The sequence below is a fragment of the Burkholderia sp. Bp9143 genome, from assembly GCF_003853645.1.
GTDB lineage: Bacteria > Pseudomonadota > Gammaproteobacteria > Burkholderiales > Burkholderiaceae > Burkholderia.
Window position 1 is genome coordinate 1 of the sequence record NZ_QTPO01000006.1, and the last position, 16547, is coordinate 16547.

Here is a 16547-nt window from a genome sequence, read left to right on the forward strand (position 1 = left end):
TGGTAAATCTGGATCGACAGCAGCGACAGCACCGCGATCGACGCCATCATGAGCCGCGCCGGTTTCCAGCGCCAGCCCAGCACGACGAGCGCCGGCACCGCGCCGATCATCACCGCCTTGTCGTAGTCATCCATGTGCGCGTTGTAATGCACGAACGCATGGCCCGCGCCGACCACGAGAGCCAGGGCGAACAGCCAGTCGATGACCGACAGGCGCGCGAGGAACGGACGGTCGTCGTGCGGATCGGCTGCCCGAACCTCGCGCATCGCATCTGTTTGCCGGTACGGCGGCGCGGCAACGGAAGCCGCACCGCCGCGAGAGGATCGCATCGCCTTCATCACCTTCTCCACGATGTCGCCGCGCACGGCTGAAATAAAAAGCGGCGCCCCGCCCCGGGGGAGACGAGACACCGAAAGGATCGCCGGCGGCGCCGGCTTGCGTGCGCCCCGAGGCACGCCAACCGGATTCACCGCCGCCGGCTCATTGATCGGCCGGCGGGCTCGCCGCTGTCTCGGGCTCCACCGGAAATGCCTCGACGAATGCCGCGACGGCGCGCATTTCCTGCTCCGTCATGTTCGCGCACACGCCCTTCATGACCGCGCCGCGCGGCCGCGCGTCGGTTTCCCGGAAGACCTTGAGCTGCTTGAGCACGTAATCCGCGTGCTGACCGGCGAGACGCGGAAACCGGTCAACGCCTTCCCCACGCTGGCCATGACATCCGATACACGCCGCGACACCCTTGTCCGGCAAGCCCGATACGAAAATCACCCTGCCCGCGTCGATCAGCCCGCGATCGCCGGCTTCGCCAAGGCTCGCATGCTGATTCGAGAAATAGGTGGCGAGGTCGTCGATCTGCGCGTCGGTCAGGTGCGTGAAGCCCCACATGAACCGCTGCGCGTTCGAATCGGCACGCGCGTGATGCTTGAAGTCCGTCAACTGATCGACGAGGTATTCCTTGCGTTGCCCGGCGAGCTTCGGAAACTGCGGCGACACCGAGACGCCGTTCGCGCCATGGCAGTTCGAGCACACCTGCAGCGCGATGGTCTTGCCCGATACGGCCGGATTGTCGACTTCCCGCGACCGCTCCAGGTCGTGGCAACCCGATGCCGCCAGCACCAGCGCCAGCAAAGCGAAATGGGGCACCTTGTTCATGTCAGCGCTCTCCCTGCCGCAACGTCCGTCGCCCCGCCAGATGTCAGAACGACGCGATCCATAGATAGATGAACAGCGTGTCGTTGTCCCTGGCATTGCGTCCGTTGCCGTCGTAGTTGGTCGTCGCGCCGAGGAACTTGGTGAAGTGCGTGTACTGGATACCGACGCGCACGTGCTGATCGGGTATCCAGAATATTTCCGGCGTCCAGCCCTGCGTATTCGGATGGAAGTTCGCACTCCCCGCATAGGCGGCGCTGTCCGCGGTCCCCGTCGTATTGAAGAACGACAGGCTGACGCCATACTTGGACTGGTAGATGTACGACGCCTTGAGCCGCAGCGAATTCAGGTTCGCTGCCGTGTTGTCGCTCAAGACGAAGTTATTCGGATCGTGAATGTTTTCGCGCACGTAGCGCGCTTGCGCGGTGATCGTGTGCGGCTCGAGCAGGTACTGATACTGTGTGTCGAAACCGTAGTCGCGATAGCGCGTCACGCCCGTGCCGAAGATCGGGAAACTGTTCGGGTCGTTCGGATAGATGTCGACGCTCAACCCGAACGCGCCGACCATGATGTTGTGCGGGCCCCATTCGCGCGTCAGCGCGATGCGCGCATACGGGTTGTAGCCGCGCAAATAGACCTGCGGGTGGTCCGGGTTGCCCGCGTGGTTGCCCTTGCTCAGGAACGACCAGATGCCGTCGGCCGTGCTGTAGGCGGTCAGCTCCGCATAGACCAACTTGTTCCAGTACAGGTACCCGCCCATCCCGACGACCTGCATCGAGAGACCGCCCTCGATGATCGGCGTGATCGGAACGCCAGCAACCGGGCTGATCGCCGAGCCGATATACGGATAGCTCCAGGCCGGCGCGGTGTTGAAGACGTCCTGCACGGTCGGGTTGTTGTGCAGCGTCAGTCCGAGGATCAGATCGTTGGCGGGAGAGATGATCCGGTCGACGAAGCGGAAGTCGGTGTTGTCCGATGCCCACCAGCCCTTCCATTTTCCGTTGGCATCCTGATGATCGTAGTTCGCATAGGTGAATTGCGCGAAACCGCCGAGATGGTCGGTGATCTTCCCGGCGAGGAACACGCTCGCGAAATCGAAGATCGGCAGGCCGTTCTTCGGCGTGACCGGATTGCCGCTGGCATCGCTGTTGGCCCTCGTCTTGCTCAGGTCGCCGACCGCCATCGCCGCGAGCGGAATCGTGCGCTCGCCCAACGTATAACCGTTCAGCTTGAACATGCGCCCGTACGGCGTGAGTTCCGGAAACTGCCCGCCGGCATGGCACGCGACGCAGCTCTGCCCGGTCTGGCGCGCGAAGATCGGCAGCGCCTGCACGATGGACGCCTGCAGCAATGCGAGCGCCGCGAGCACGATCATCCCGCCGCGCCGCATCCAGCGATGGCCTCCGCCATGGTCGACCCGAAACGTTGTCATGGCTGCTTCTCCCCAAGCCGTATGCCGCCATTCGCCTGCGCGACCTTCGACCGTCGCGCGATGACTTCATTGTGCGAACCGCCGGCCGAAACCGGCATGGGGCAACTCCCTCTTAACGCGGTCTGATCTCCACCCGATCCAGTCGCACCGCGCCATCGCTCACGGAACGATCCAGCCGCCGTCGGCGACGAGCTTCATTCGGTCCGGCCCGGCGAACCGGACGATATAGCCGCCCTTCGACGCCACGTGCTGCCCGGGTGCGAGCGTCAGGCGCGGGTAGTAGCCGGTCAGGATGCGGCGTTCGAGCATGTCCTGGATGCGTTCGACGAGGTACTCGCGCACGAACGCATCGACCAGGTGGCTCAGGGTTTCGGCAAGCAGGCCGCACGCGAGATAGGTGTCCGCCTGCACCTGCGGCGCGACCACCGGAATCTGCCGGATCGAGAACCAGCCATACGCATAGTCGACGCGCACGCGCCGCCCTTCCGGCAAGTCGAACGGATAGGCGATGCGCGTCACGCCGCGCCAGTTCGTCGGCAGCGGCGTGCTGTCGAGCCCGCCGAGCAGCCCCGACATGTAGACCGTGTCCGACGCGGGCGGCGCATGGCCGAGCGCGGCGATGTCCGGCGGCCGCAGCCACAGCACGAGCACGTCGTCGCGCGACACGCCGTGCAGCGCGCGCGCGACGGGCTCGCCGGGCGCAAGCGCCTGGTTCGACACCGCGACGCCGTGGGTCTTCAGCGCGGCGGCAAGTGCTTGCGCGCCGCGCTCGCCGTTGTCGCCCGTGCGATAGACCTGCCGGACCGTTCGCACCGTGTTGGCGGCCGTCCCCGCGCCCGTCTCGTCGAGCATGCGCTTGGCCATCAGCCCGGCCTCGAGCAGCACCCCCTTCGAGAAATACACGGAATAGAAATCGTGATCCGTTTCGATCGGCACCTCGACGTTCGGAAACAGACAGGGCACCGCCTCCTGCTCGCAGAAATCGTGAACCGGCGCCCAGTTCCGGCCGCCCAGTCCCGACACCACGGCCAGCACCGGTTGCCGCGCGAGATCCTGTCGCAACTGCTCATGCCACGTGTCGGGCGGCCCCTCGAGCTGCCACACGTGCAGCGCCCAGCGGCGGTTGACCATGAACATCATCTTGCGCGACGAGCGCAGGGCCGGCGTCGCGCCCAGCGGAAAAACGTTCTTGTCGTGGAAGTAATTCACGAGCACATCGAGCATGCCGCGTTTTTTCACCGGGTCCGCATCCGGCGTGATGATCGTCGCGAAGTGCAGCACCGTATCGTCGACACCAGTCGGCCCATGCCGGTCGAGGCGTTTCAGGTAGTCGATCAGTGCCTTCATGTCCGCATCGTTCAGCGCATACCGCGGCATCAGCGCGCTGAGCGGTTTGCCTTCCGAATCGAGGCCTTCGCGGATCGCCCGCGCGACCGTCGCATCGGTATACGGTTCGCGATTGAAGCGCATGCCCGGCACGAAGGGAACCTTGGCGTCGTCGGGATTCTCGACGCGCGGCTGAAACAGATAACGGCCGGTGATCGGCGGAATGTTGCTCGTGCCCTCGCGCGCGCCGAGGCCGCTGTATCGATGGCAATTCATGCAGGCCGCCGCGGCGCCGTGCAGCCGCACGCCGTCGTCGTGCACCGCTTCGAGCGGTTCGCCCGAACCCAGCAGGCCCTGCCGGAAGATCGCCGCGCCCGCGCTCGCCGGCGCGGGCGGCGGCTCGCCCTGCGCGCCTCGCGCATCGGGCGACGGCACCCACTGCATCGCGAACAGCGCAACGCCGATCCAGGCAGCGAGCCAGCGCCGTGCGCGCGGCAGCGTGCCGCGCACGATCGCGTGTCGCAGGATGCGGGCACCGTTCATGATCAAGGCATCGACTTGCCGTGCATCGCCGGCGTCGCGTCGACATCGATCGAAACGGAACCGCGGCGCCCCGGCGCGGCAGGCTTCGCAAAGATCGCGTCTCCGAGCGGCGGATTGAGCGCGATCTTGTCGATCATCAGCCGGTCCCTCCTCGCGGACGCGGCCCCGCCGGATTCAATCGTGAACGGCATCTGCAAGCCGTCGACGGTCCGGTAATCGAGGTAGGCCACCTCCACGCTCACCGGTTGGCCACGGAGATCCCGCACCACGCGGTCGTACTTCACCTCGAGGAACGTCCGCGCATCGATCCACACATGGCGGCTCAGGCCGGACGGCAGCTTCACCGCGAGCCGGTACGCATCGCGCCCGCCAATCTGCTCGACGCCGTCGAGCGTGACGCCGATTCCCTTCGCTTCGTGATCGATCAGCATCCCGTCGATCACCTGCTCGTCGCGCGCGAAGTTCAATTCGTCGGTGGTATACGGCCGCAAATCGGTCCTGCCGGTCGCGCCCGGTCGCAGTTTCCAGCCGTCCTTGCCGTCGAACACGCGCACGGCCCGCTGGTTCAGCACGGTCACTTCGAAGCGCGTCTTGTTCGGCCGCTTCATCGCCAGCACGAACGGCAGGTTCGGCGCCACGGCATTGGCACTGTCCACGTGCCCGATCCAGACCATCGTCTGGATTTTTCGCCACGCGTCGAGCCCACCCCGCGCGGCGACGTTCTTCTCGACGATCTGGTCCGCACTCAGGCTCTGCGCCGGTATCTGCTCGACCAGGAACATGGCCGCCGCGACGCAGCCGGCCAGCATCCATAACGCATTACGCTTCATGTTCGTTGCCCCCGTCCGGATGCCCGGTGCCGGCCTAATGGGCCGGCGTCTTCGCCATCGCCAGTTGCGGCCTGGCGAACAATGCGTCGTCCGTCGGCGCATTCACCTTCACGCTCTGGACCGTCAGCTTGCGCGTCGGCCTGACGCCCGCGACCACGGTCTCCAGCACATGCGGGATGTCGAGACCGTTCTCTTTCCGGTAATCGCGGTAGTAGATCGAGACGTTGTGCATCCTGCCGTCGAGCATGCGCGGCTCGCCGTCGATCTTCAGCTCGAGAAAGCTCGATGCATCGATCCAGACCTTGCGTTCCGCGTGCTCTTTCGTCGTCAGCTTCAGCACGTATGCGCCATGCCCTTCCACCTGCTCGGTGCCGACCAGCTGCACCGTGGTGCCCTTGCTCGCGTAATCGACGAGCGGCCCGTCCAGCTCGGCCGCGGCGGCAGCCGATTTCGCTTCCGCCGGCGTAAAGGGCTCGACCTCGTCGCGTCCGAGGAACGGCCTGACCTTCCAGCCCTGCGCACCGTCGTAGACCTGGAACGCCGTCTGTTCGTTGAAGCGCACCTCGAAGCGGCTCTTGTGCGGCCGCTTCATCGTCATCACGAACGGCAGCGCGGTGTTCTTCTTGCCGCCGGCCTCGATCAGCCCGGACATCGTCAGCGAGCCGACCGCGCGCCATGCCTGCAGCCCGCCGCGCGCCGCGACGTTGCGCTCGACGATCTGCGGCGCGCTCATGCGCGCCACCGGCGCGGCCTTGGCCGTGGCCCTGGCCTGGGCCGTTCCCGCAGCCGACGCGGCGCGCGCGTCGGGCATCGATGCCAGCAGGCCCATTGCCACTGCCGCCACCGAAATCCCCGTCAAAAGAAAGCGATTCATGAGTTGTCTCCCTGCGTTATGCCGCGGCTCCCTGCCGCGCGTCATTCGACCACCAACCCGTCGATATGGAACGAGCCGACCAGCACGTTGACGCGCTCGCCCGGCTTGATCGCGTTGCCCTTGTTCGAGAACACCATCCAGTATTCCTGCCCGGCCTTCAGCGGACCGCTTTGCCGCAACTGGCCGATCTTGTCCATCACGGGGATGTCGAGCAGCGCGTGGCTCGTTTGCCCGTACAGGTGCGGCGTCGCACTCTTGTCGCCGAGCCGCTTCGCCGCCACCGGGTCGGTCACGCGGTAGCTGAAGCGGATCAGGTTGTCCGATGCGGTGTGACGCACCCGCATGTTGTCGATGCCGCGCGTCATCTGGTAATAGATCTTCGCGCGCAGCGGCAGGCCCGTCGGCCGATACGGCGAGTGCCGGGCGAACGCCGGCTGCGCCTGCTGCCCGGCCGCGGCCGGCTGGGCCAGCGCGGCGGCCACGCAGGCGGCGCCCGCGCAGCACGCCACCCGCCATCCAAGGGAACACGAGGATTTCATGGCGCCACTCCCGTCAAGGTGCTCAACGCCGGCAACAACCCGAGCAGGCCGGAAGACTGCGCGTTCAGCGCGAGCGGATCGACCAGCGTGCCGCCGGCCGACAACTCCACCGCCCCCCGGTCGTAGCCGGTGCCTTGCGGCCGGTGCGTGCCGAAGATGTCGTGGTTCGGCGCGCCCGTCGCCGTGCCGGTATCGCGCGCCGGCGAAGTCGTCTTGATCGAGTAGTTGCCCAGCAGCACGCCGTAGCCCGCGGTGCCCTGCACGATCGACATGTTGAACAGCGACAGCGGGCCGTACGACATGTTGATCCACTGGTTGCCTTCGTCGGGCACCGCCGACGGCAGCAGGCTGAACAACGGGTTCGGCAGCACCGTGTCCGAGATGCCCGGCGGCACCGCGAAGCCGTTTCCGCCCCCTTCCGGCGGCACCCGCGAGCCGTTGCAGTACAGGCTTGCCAGCGCCGGGTCGGTCCCGACGTTGTTCGCGCCCGGGTAATCGCCCGCGTCGGTCAGGATCGAGTACCGCGGGCTCATGGTCAGCCCCGACTGATGGTTGCCCGGCCCGGTGTCGCCGTATCCGCCGATATCCCAGTAGACCGCGTTCGGATCGCAGAAACCCGTCGAATGCGTGGCCTGGTTCAACGTCGGGTTCAGCGTGACCGTGTTCTGCAGCCCCGGTATGTTCGGATTCGGTCCGCTCACCGTGATGTAGAACGTGCGGTTATGCCAGAACACGTTGTTGGTCAGCAGCGGATTCGAGAACGTCGTGCAGTTCGGCAACCCGGCCGGACACGCCACCCCCGCGCTCGTGAACGCCGAGATGAAGTTCGTCGTGTGCCGCGCGGTCTCCAGCCCGGCAGGCTGATAGGTCGACGTCGTGATCGGGTTGCAGGTCGTTTCCGAGCCGACCGTCGTGCAGTTCGGCGGCCCGACGTTCGCCTGCGTGGCCCCTTGCGTATTGAACAGCACGCCGGCCGTCGCGGTCGCGTCGTTGGAGACGACCGTGTTGTTCACGAAGCTCACGCTCACCGCGTCCTGCAGCGAGACACCGCCGCCGCCCCAGCCCGCCACGTTGTTCCCGATGATGTTGTTGATCACGCGCACCGTGTACCAGTTCGCCGCGTTGTTCGGGCTGCGCTGCACGTCGGTGCCGTTCACCTGCTGCAACCGCAGCCCGCCGCCCTTGCCGCTTTCCGCCGTGTTGCCCATGATCAGGTTGCCGTCGATCGTCAGGCCCGGGCCGGTGCCGTCCGACAGCTCGGGCGCGCAGTCCACGTCGACCGTCGAGTTCTCGCAGAAGGTCCCGTCCGGCGGCACGCCCTGGGCGATGATGCCGCCGCCGTAGGTGGGCAACGTCGGATTGTTGCTCTGGTTGAACAGCACCCAGTTGTGCGAGATGTCGCCGTTGTAGCTGAACCCGAAGTGCGCGACACCTCCGCCGTCGCCGCTGCTCAGGTTTCCGCACACCCAGTTGTAGTTGAAGTGGTAGAAATCGGCGCCCGTGCAGAAGACGACGCCGCCGGCCGACGATGGCGTGCTCGAGTTGATTTCATCGCCATACGACGCGTTCGACGTGACATAGTTGTGGTGCACGTTCACGTTGCTGTTGAACAGGTAAGGCAGCTCGGTCACGCCGTCGCCCGCGATGGTGCCGTCCGGCACTTCGACCTGGCCGATCGCGATGCCGCCCGTCAGCGTCCCGGCGTTGGAGAACACGCGATTGTTCGACACCTCCATCAGATGGTCCCAGCCGTGCAGGAAAATCCCGCCGCCGCCTTGCGAGCTGTTCGTGAAACTGATGCCGTCCACGCGCGACGGATTGCACTTGAAGTTGCTCGGGTAGTTGACGCAGTCCGGCGGGTTCGGCTGGCGCAGGGTCGGCCCCGTGAGCGGCGTGCAGATGCCGTTCGTCGTGCAGTTCGGATCGGGCTGCAGTACGCCGCCCACCAGCACGTCCCGCACGCCCTTGGCCAGCACCGTGACGCCCGCGCCTTCATAGGCGCCCATCAGCGACGGCTCGAGCAGCATTTCGCCGAGGTTGCCGTTGAGGGTGCTGTCCCAGCCGACGATCGGCTCGAACGGGATCGGATCGACCTGGCGTCGCATCTTCGCGGTACAGAAGGCGTTGGCCGGATCGTTCGGATCGAACGGATTCGTACTCGAAATCATCGCGCCATTCATCGCGACACCGAACAGGCAATCGACCAGCTTGCGCCAGATGTCCATCTTGCCCGACGGGTGGGTGTTCGCGTTGACGACCACCGACGGCGCGCCGACACCCTGCAGCCGGACCGGCTTCCACATCACCAGCATCTCGTTGTAGGTGCCCGGGCCGACGACGATCATGTCGCCCGGCGTCGCGTTGTTGATCGCCTTCTGCAGCGCGTCGCCCGTCGCATTCTCGCCGCCGACGTAGGTCGGCGGCTTGCCGCCCACCGTGACGGTGACCGTATCCACGGTACGCTTGCCGTTGGCGGCCGTGATGACGAGCTCGCCGCAGGCGGTCGGCGTCAAGACGCCGCGCTGCTGGATCGTGCAGGCTGCCTGCGTACCGATCAAGGGCGGGACGACGGCCTTGATCTGCGTATCGCTCCACGACGTCACCACCGCCGGCAAGCCGCCGATCGTGACGTTCGGGCACGCCCCGATCGTCGGACACGACGCAGGCCGGCTGCCGAAGCCGTAGTGGCGCGTGACGAACTTCTGGTTGAACGGCGTCGTGCTCGCCGCCGGCCCGTTGTACGCGTTGTTGGGCACGGGCTGGTCGCCGAGCGCGTTGATCGTCAGCTGGTGGCCGGCCGCGCTGACCCACGGCCCTGCGCCCCCGCCGCTCGCATCGCCGGTCACGCTGGAGATCGCCGGCGTGGCATCCGGATACGCGCAGTCGGGCTGGTTGTAGCCGTCCGCGAACGCCTGCACCGGCACGACCGGCGTGTCCATGTACTGCGTCTGTCCCGGCATGAACGGAATCTCATAGCAGAACTGGCTGTACGCGGGGTTGAACAGCGGGTCGCGAATCGTCCGGCCCGGATGCGCCGGGTCGGGCATGTCCGGATCGTTCATGCAGGCCACCATCATCGTCGGCGCGTAACCCGTCGGATTCGGCGGGTTGACCTGCCAAGTCGAATAGTTGAGCCCGTTGAAGATGCCCCACGAATCCGAGTAGGTGCGCGCGACTTCGTTGCCGCCGAAATCCTTGATCGAGATCGGCACGTTCGGCACCGCGAACTTCTCGCCGAACTGCGGCGAATACGGGTCGAACTCCGACGAGAAGTCGTCCAGCATGAAGCCGGTGTAGTGCGCGGCGACGTGCGTCGAGCTGAACAGCCAGAACTTCGCCAGCACCGACATCTCGTTGGTCAGCGTCACTTCCTTGCGATCGCACAGATGCCGCGAGGCGCCCGCGAACGGCGCGACTTCCTGCGAGCCCGGGAACAGGCTGATGTAGTCCGGCACGATGCGCAGTTCGCCGACGCACGGCCAGAACGTCTCGACGCTGCCCGTGTCGCCTTCGTGCCGCGGCGTCGAACCGAGATCCGTCGTCGGGTTCTGCGCATTGGTCGGGTTGAAGGTCGAATTCATCGCCGCCTGGTCGGGCAGGATGAAGATGTTGCCCAGCCCGCCGAACTGCTGCGTGACCGGCGCGATGTAGTTGTCGCCGATCAGGATGTTCTTGTCCTCCTCCTTCACCAGCTCGTACCCGGGCGGCACGATCACTTCGACCACGTACTTGCCCGCCGGCAGCATCTGCGTGCCGTCGCCCGACGGGTTCGCCACGCAGATCTTGCAGTTCGTGCCGGTCGGCAGGCCGCTGTGCAGGTCCCGCGCCGTCACGCTCGGGAACTGGTACATCCCGTCGTACGGCGCCGGCTGCACCTGGTTGAACGCATGCATGCCGTCGTAGCACTTGTACTGCGAGTAGTACGGCAGCGCACGACGCTGCGGATCGAGCCACTGGGCGCTGTTCTTCAGCGTGACCGCGTAGAACGGGTCGCTCGTTTCCTGTCCCGGGCAGTTCATGTTCGGCGTGGCGCCGTCGGAACGGAAGCCTTGCGCCCAGTCGTCCCAGCTCGAGGTCTTCGTCGTGTCGACCAGCGTGAGGCTCTGCGTGCCGTCCGCGGCCGTGCCCTCCTGATACAGGTTGACCGTCACGTTCGGAATATTCGGCGTCCAGCTCGTGTGGATGAGCAGCGCCGGATCGTCGAACGGCCGCGTCGACGCGTAGATCACTTCACCCTTGATGCCGCCGTTCTCGGTCGGGCCGAAGGCCTTCTTGCCGAACTCGATGAACGAATTCTGGCCCGAGAAACCCTGCCAGCCCTCCGTGGTCACCCACGGCGGATCGACCCGGCCGGTCGACGGCGTCGTACCCGTCCGTTGATTGGAACCGCAATCGGCGTTGTCGCAATACACCGCCCCCGGCACGCGCAGGCTCGTCGGCAACTGCCCTGTCGAGGTTTCCGTCGTGTTCGCGAAGTTCGCCGCGATGGTCGAGCTGCCTCCGCCGGTCGTGCCGTCGACCGGCCCGCCCGCGTCGTAGACGACATGCACGCCCGTCTGCTTGAAGCGCGTCGTATCGGCCTCGACCACATACCAGTTGAACAGCGGGAACACTTCATTGAACCCGGCAAAGCCGTTCAGGTCCGTGTTGTTGAAGTTCGAGTAGCTGCCGTCGCGGAACCGGATGTTGGTCGGCACGAGCGTCAGCCCGGGCTCGCTGTCCTGCGAGACGCCGTCGCCGTTCAGGTCCATGAAGGTCCGCGTGTACAGGTTCGTGTGCCACTGCAGCACCGCGATCTGGCCGAGGTCCTTGCTCTGGCCGCCCGCCACCTGCACCGCCGTCGCCAGTCCGTCGACGATCTGGTCGTTCCATTGATCGAAGACCGTGATCCGGAACGTGCCGTCGGGCAGCCCCGTGAACGAGAACTTGCCGTCGGTGTCGCACTTGGTGAACGAGATGTCCTCGCCGTCCGTGTCGCCGATGCTCACGTAGCACTGCGTAAAGCCCAGCGAATCGCGCGAGCCCGAGCTATAGAGGTTCTCGTTCGGCGGACGACTGTAGTGCAGGTTCGTGACCTGCCCCGACACCGCGTTGTTGCATGTCCTGCCGGTGCAGGCGATCGGCAGCCGGTCATTGATGATCTTCGGGTTCGCGAAGCCGATCGACACGTGGAAGCCCGCCGGCCCGAATTCCTGGAAGTAGGACGGGCCGCCGACCTTGATGAACGCGTCGTGCGCCTTCTGCCCGTCAAGCGTGTTCGTCTGCAGCCACTCCTCGCCGCGGCCGATCCGGTCGGCGGACGGCGTCGCGACGACGCCGTAGCGGCCGGGCATCAGGTTCGCGATGACGGCCTGGCCCACGAGCGGCGACATCGTCTTGCCGTCCGACTCGAACTTCGGGCAGGTCGGGATCATGCCGACCAGGCCGTCGGTGCTGATGAGCTTGCCGGTGACCGGGTCGAGCGTGTCGGCCTGGCGGGATATCGGGCACGCATCCAGCCCGGTGAGCGGATCGAGCGTGCCCTGCAGCGAGTTCGACAACGGCATGTTGAACATGTCGTAGGTCATCTGCCCGGTTGCGTCGCCCGTGCCGCCCGCGTCGTCGAAGAGCTTGATTTCGAATCCGCCGAGGCCCGGCTCGTGGGCCGTGCCGAACGCGTCGGTGCCGCCGCCCACGTCCACTTCCCCGTTGACCGGCGCATCGTCCTCGAAGACGAACACCGAGATCTTCGCGGTCTGCAACGGCGTTTCCTGCACCAGTACGTTGACGGTCCTCTGCGCGGGCGCGATCGGCGCACCGCCCATCGTGTGTCCGCAGGTGCCCGTGCCGGGCGCGAAGTCCGCGCCGCCGGGGCCCGACGGACAGTCCTGCGCGATGCTGAACTGACGCTGCGGTCCGGTCGGGTTGGTCGGATCGACCGGTTGCGGCGCGCCCGCGCCGGCCGAGAAGCTGTTGCCGGCGTCGCCCGGCAGGATCGAGATGTAATAGTGCTTCGTCGGATCGAGCGCCACCTGGCTCGGATCGACCGGCACTTGCTGCGAGGCGTTCGTCCGGCACACGCCGTCGCCGACGTCGCACACCGCGGGGACGTGCGTGTTGGTCTTCGGGTCGAACACGGTCTGCTTCGACTCGCACGCCACCGTGCCGACGCAGCCCGCGGCCACCACCGGCATGTAGCTGCTGTGGAAGTTCGTGCCGAGACTCGGCACCGGCAGCGCCGGGCAGCCGGCGGGACGCGGCGTCACGTTCACCTGGCAACGCGGATCGATCTGGAACGTGCGGTCCTCCTCGATGATCCAGCGGTAGTCGCTGAGCTGAACCGGGGTCTTGCCCGGTGCGGTGCTCGGCGCATCCAGCACCTTGACGGCGAGTCCGCTGCCGCCGAGGAACGTCACCGTCGCGGTCGCGGTCGCGCTCGCCGTGTTCTGCGAGTTAACCACCGCATACTTGAACGTCACGGTGGCATTCGCCGCGCCAACCGGCGGCGTCGTCGGCACCGCGGTAAACGATCCGTCCGGATTCACCGTGACGGTGCCGCCCATCACGCCGCCCGCCAGCGTGGCGGTCAGCGCCAGCCCGGCGGGATCCTTGCCGTACGCGGTCAGGCCGGGGGCGCCGACCTGCAGCCGCGACGCGATGTTGCTCGTATAGCTGGCATCGCTCGCCACCGGCGGGCCCGACAGGCAACTGGCGGCCGCGGTGCAGGCAGCCAGTGTCACCGTCGTATGGATGTTCGGATTGCCGTTGACCTGGTACTCGAACGCGTCGGACGCGGTGCCGTTGTTCGGCATGTAGGTAAACGTGCCGTCCGGGTTCAGCGTTACCGTGCCGCCGGACGGCGGCGTCTTGATCTGCACGCCGTACACGCCGACGTCGTTGGCGATGACGCCTTTGGCCGGATCCGCGACGGTCAGCGGATTGCCTGCCACGAGGAAGTACTTGTCGGGATTGGCGACCACGTTCTGGCCGCCCGCCGTCGGCAGCGCGCCGTTGTTGACGCTGACATAGGCCTGCATGCCGCCGTCGCGATGGTTGTCGGTCGACAGGCTCAATTGCCGGTCGTACACCGGCAGCGCGGGCGCGTTCTGGGCCGGCGCGTTGATCATCACGTCATAGGTCTTGCCGGCCGGCAAGAACACGGTCGACTGCACCCGCGGCGCACCCGGCAGCGGATTGCCGTCCTCGGCGACGAGCGAGAAGCCGGAGTTGCCGGCAGCGCCAGTCTGTGCGCCGACCACCGACGGCACGTGCATCCGCAGCCCCGCGTTCACGAAGCGCAGCAGCACCTGGCCGGTGGAGACGGGCGCGGCGGCGGGAAAAGCGGACGCATCGGGATGCGTGCGGTCGAACGCGACACCGTTGATCAGGTAATAGCGCGGATCGTAGTTCACCGCCGGCGGATAGCAGGTGCCGAATGATGCGGACTTCGAATCGCCGCACCCGCCCGACAGGCCCGACCAGACCTTCGTCTCGCTGAAGCCGGTAGTCGCCACGGCGGCCGCGACGGCGGCGTTCTGCACCGGATCGATTTCGCTGAGCACGAGCGGCACGTCGGCGTCGTAAGGGATGTTTGGATACGCGAGCGAACGCGTCCCCGTCCTGGGCGGCGTCCGGACCACGAGCACGCCGTACAGCCCCATCGGCCCCTGGATCGACGGGTGCGTGCCCGATTCGATCAGATAGGTGCCGGGCCGCAAGTTGCGCCACGTGAGCGTCGTCGTCGCGCCCTTCGCCACCTCGGTCGAGAACGACTGTACGCGCGGACCCTGCGGCGGCGGCGTAAACGTCGCGCCGCTGCCGGTCCCCGCGATCGGCCAGGTCGTCGCGGTCTGCGTCGGGTGCGTCGGGCTCGCCGTACTCGTTGCCGTCGTTCCCAGGCCGCCGCCGAGCTGGCCGACGATCACCAGCGACGTCGGCACCGACGCCGGCAGGCTGTTGGTCAGACTGATCGTCAGCGGTCCCGGCGGCACCGTGATCACGACCGGCGACCAGTTCCCGCCGGCGCCGGGATTCGCCGCCGCGCAGGTCGCCGGCGCCGTCGCGGCCGCCGAGCAGGTGTAGCCCCACATCGGCACGGACTGCCCGTCGGGCAATGCGGCTGTCGTGGCCTTCGCCGTCAGCGTGACGCTTTGCGCGAACGCGGCCTCGCCGGTCGCGAGCAGAATGGATGCCACCGCCCCTGCCTTGAGCAGGTCGACGAGCATCGCCTTGAACTGGTTGGCTCTCATCGCAACTCTCCCCGCCTCTAGTTCCCTTCGTTGATCACGAACACTTGTGGATCGACGAGCATCATCATCATCATTCCGCCGGGGAAGATGTTGTTCGTGGTGATCTCGCGCTCATTGTGCGAGTGCCACATGAATGCAAAGCCCGCTTCGCTGCCCGGCGGATTCGCGATCGTTCCGCTCGGCGGCGTCGTGCCGGTGGGCGACGTCGCCCGGATCGTGGCGTCGGGGCCGAGATAGGGACTGCCGCCATACCACGCGCCGTTCGTCAGGATGTGCGAGTCCGGCAACGTGACCGGGCCGCCGCCGCCGACGTTGCCGAACGGATGGGCTTCGAGCGCCTTGTTGTGATCGGCGCACCACTCGTAGTAGTTCGGCGCGGTCGGGTCCTGCGTGTAGTAGCCGTTCGCATCGGGAATGCAGACGCTGCCGTCGCCGGGCTTGTGCCCGTATACGTCCCAGTTCAGCCCCTTGCCCGTCCAGTAGAAGATGCCGTCCATCGTCTGGCCGGGCGTCGTCGTCGTCGTGAACAGCAGCGGGCCCGCGAGCTTGGTCGGATCCGACTGGCTCAGCAGCAGGTTGCCGTCGCGCGCCAGCACGCGCACGTGGTTGCCGTGCTCGTGGAACGGGTGCTGCCAGCGGCCGGTGCCGATGATCCGCAACAGCACGAGTTCGCCCGGGTGCATGTGCGGATTGCCGTTGTACGGCTGGTGCAGATACTGCACCGCGTAGTTCGGGTCCATGTCGTCGGGCATCGAGCGGCCGTTGACCATGAAATAGGCCGGGTGATACGGCTCCGTCGCGACGGTCATGCAGCCGTTGGGCTGGGTGCACGGGTTGGCGGCCTGCGCCTCCGCCTGCGTATGAATCCGCGGGTCCATCTCGGAGAACTGGAACAGGTACTCGCGGTCGTAGCAGGCCGCGCCGAGGTTGTACGCCGCCGCCGCATTGCGGTAGTCGGGCTGCCCGTCAGGCAGCGTGCCCGCCACCGCGCGGCAGCCCGTCGGCACCGCGAGCGTGCCCGGCGCAGTGGTCGGCAGGACGATGATCGCGCCGAACAGGCCCATCTCGATCTGCAGGTCGCCCTGCGTGCCGCTGAAGTAACTGTGCGTGCCGGGTGTCGATGCGACGAAGCTGTAGGTGACCGTGCCGCCGTGCGCGGCCTCGCGCGTCAGCAAGCCCGGCGTGCCGGTCAACGTCGTGGGGCACGTGCCGTCCGGATTCATCACGGCCGCACAGACCTGGAATCCCGGAAACAGGATCGACGTGTTGCCGGCGGCCGCCGGCAGGTTGTTGGTGAGCGTGATCGTGACGACGTCGCCCTGCTTGACGATCAGCGTCGGACCGGGAATCTGCATGCTCGGACATTTCGCGCCCGCAATGTTCGACGGCGAGAATCCGGCCGGCGCGGTGCGGCAGCCGTAGCCCCACGAGTAGACGCTCGCGCCGTCGGGCTGGCTGATGCGCGCCGCCTCGGCGCTCAGGTCGAAGTTCGTGCCGGTGATGCCCGGCGCAGCGGCCTGCGCGTGCAGGCAGACGAGTGCGGCGAGCGCCGCCGCACCGAACCGCGCGACACGTGCCAGGCCGGCGAGCGTGTCGATCCGCAGGAGGTGAATGATGTGGCCCACG

8 protein-coding genes and 1 pseudogene are annotated in these 16547 nt (G+C 66.8%); all 9 read right to left on the reverse strand.

The features are described from left to right. A pseudogene (locus DIE23_RS05730) lies at positions 1–266 on the reverse strand (c-type cytochrome biogenesis protein CcsB); the annotation flags it as partial. 214 nt (positions 267–480) lie between these two features. Next, positions 481–1152, reverse strand: a complete 672-nt coding sequence (locus DIE23_RS05735; protein ID WP_124611233.1) for a c-type cytochrome — start codon at positions 1150–1152, stop codon at positions 481–483. A gap of 43 nt (positions 1153–1195) precedes the next feature. Further along, positions 1196–2581: a cytochrome C gene (locus DIE23_RS05740; RefSeq protein ID WP_221623340.1), complete on the reverse strand. Its 1386-nt coding sequence runs from the start codon at positions 2579–2581 to the stop codon at positions 1196–1198. 159 nt (positions 2582–2740) lie between these two features. Then, positions 2741–4351 (reverse strand): c-type cytochrome, encoded by a 1611-nt coding sequence (locus DIE23_RS05745; RefSeq protein ID WP_124611379.1) that lies wholly within the window; start codon positions 4349–4351, stop codon positions 2741–2743. 101 nt (positions 4352–4452) lie between these two features. Continuing rightward, entirely contained in the window at positions 4453–5280 is an 828-nt protein-coding gene (locus DIE23_RS05750) for a hypothetical protein (protein WP_124611380.1), read from the reverse strand. 34 nt (positions 5281–5314) lie between these two features. After that, positions 5315–6109 carry an outer membrane lipoprotein-sorting protein gene (locus DIE23_RS05755; protein ID WP_409364222.1) on the reverse strand — a complete coding sequence of 265 codons (795 nt, stop codon included), beginning with the start codon at positions 6107–6109 and terminating at the stop codon, positions 5315–5317. An 86-nt stretch (positions 6110–6195) separates the two neighbouring features. Further along, the gene (locus DIE23_RS05760; RefSeq protein ID WP_124611235.1) at positions 6196–6693 is read right to left on the reverse strand and encodes a hypothetical protein; all 498 of its coding nucleotides are present in this window, start codon (positions 6691–6693) and stop codon (positions 6196–6198) included. After that, positions 6690–14921 (reverse strand): choice-of-anchor Q domain-containing protein, encoded by an 8232-nt coding sequence (locus tag DIE23_RS05765; RefSeq protein ID WP_185646390.1) that lies wholly within the window; start codon positions 14919–14921, stop codon positions 6690–6692. The genes DIE23_RS05760 and DIE23_RS05765 overlap by 4 nt, the downstream gene beginning before the upstream one ends. Before the next feature lie 17 nt (positions 14922–14938). Then, a complete protein-coding gene (locus DIE23_RS05770; RefSeq protein ID WP_409364220.1) occupies positions 14939–16546 on the reverse strand; it encodes a multicopper oxidase domain-containing protein in 1608 nt (535 codons plus the stop codon). Between the last annotated feature and the right edge of the window lies 1 nt (position 16547).

Bases quoted from the DNA above. Each gene is read 5' to 3' on its own strand.
- DIE23_RS05735 (WP_124611233.1), bottom strand. From the start codon at position 1,152: ATGAACAAGGTGCCCCATTTCGCTTTGCTGGCGCTGGTGCTGGCGGCA.
- DIE23_RS05740 (WP_221623340.1), bottom strand. From the start codon at position 2,581: ATGACAACGTTTCGGGTCGACCATGGCGGAGGCCATCGCTGGATGCGG.
- DIE23_RS05745 (WP_124611379.1), bottom strand. From the start codon at position 4,351: ATGCAGTGGGTGCCGTCGCCCGATGCGCGAGGCGCGCAGGGCGAGCCG.
- DIE23_RS05750 (WP_124611380.1), bottom strand. From the start codon at position 5,280: ATGAAGCGTAATGCGTTATGGATGCTGGCCGGCTGCGTCGCGGCGGCC.
- DIE23_RS05755 (WP_409364222.1), bottom strand. From the start codon at position 6,109: ATGGGCCTGCTGGCATCGATGCCCGACGCGCGCGCCGCGTCGGCTGCG.
- DIE23_RS05760 (WP_124611235.1), bottom strand. From the start codon at position 6,693: ATGAAATCCTCGTGTTCCCTTGGATGGCGGGTGGCGTGCTGCGCGGGC.
- DIE23_RS05765 (WP_185646390.1), bottom strand. From the start codon at position 14,921: ATGAGAGCCAACCAGTTCAAGGCGATGCTCGTCGACCTGCTCAAGGCA.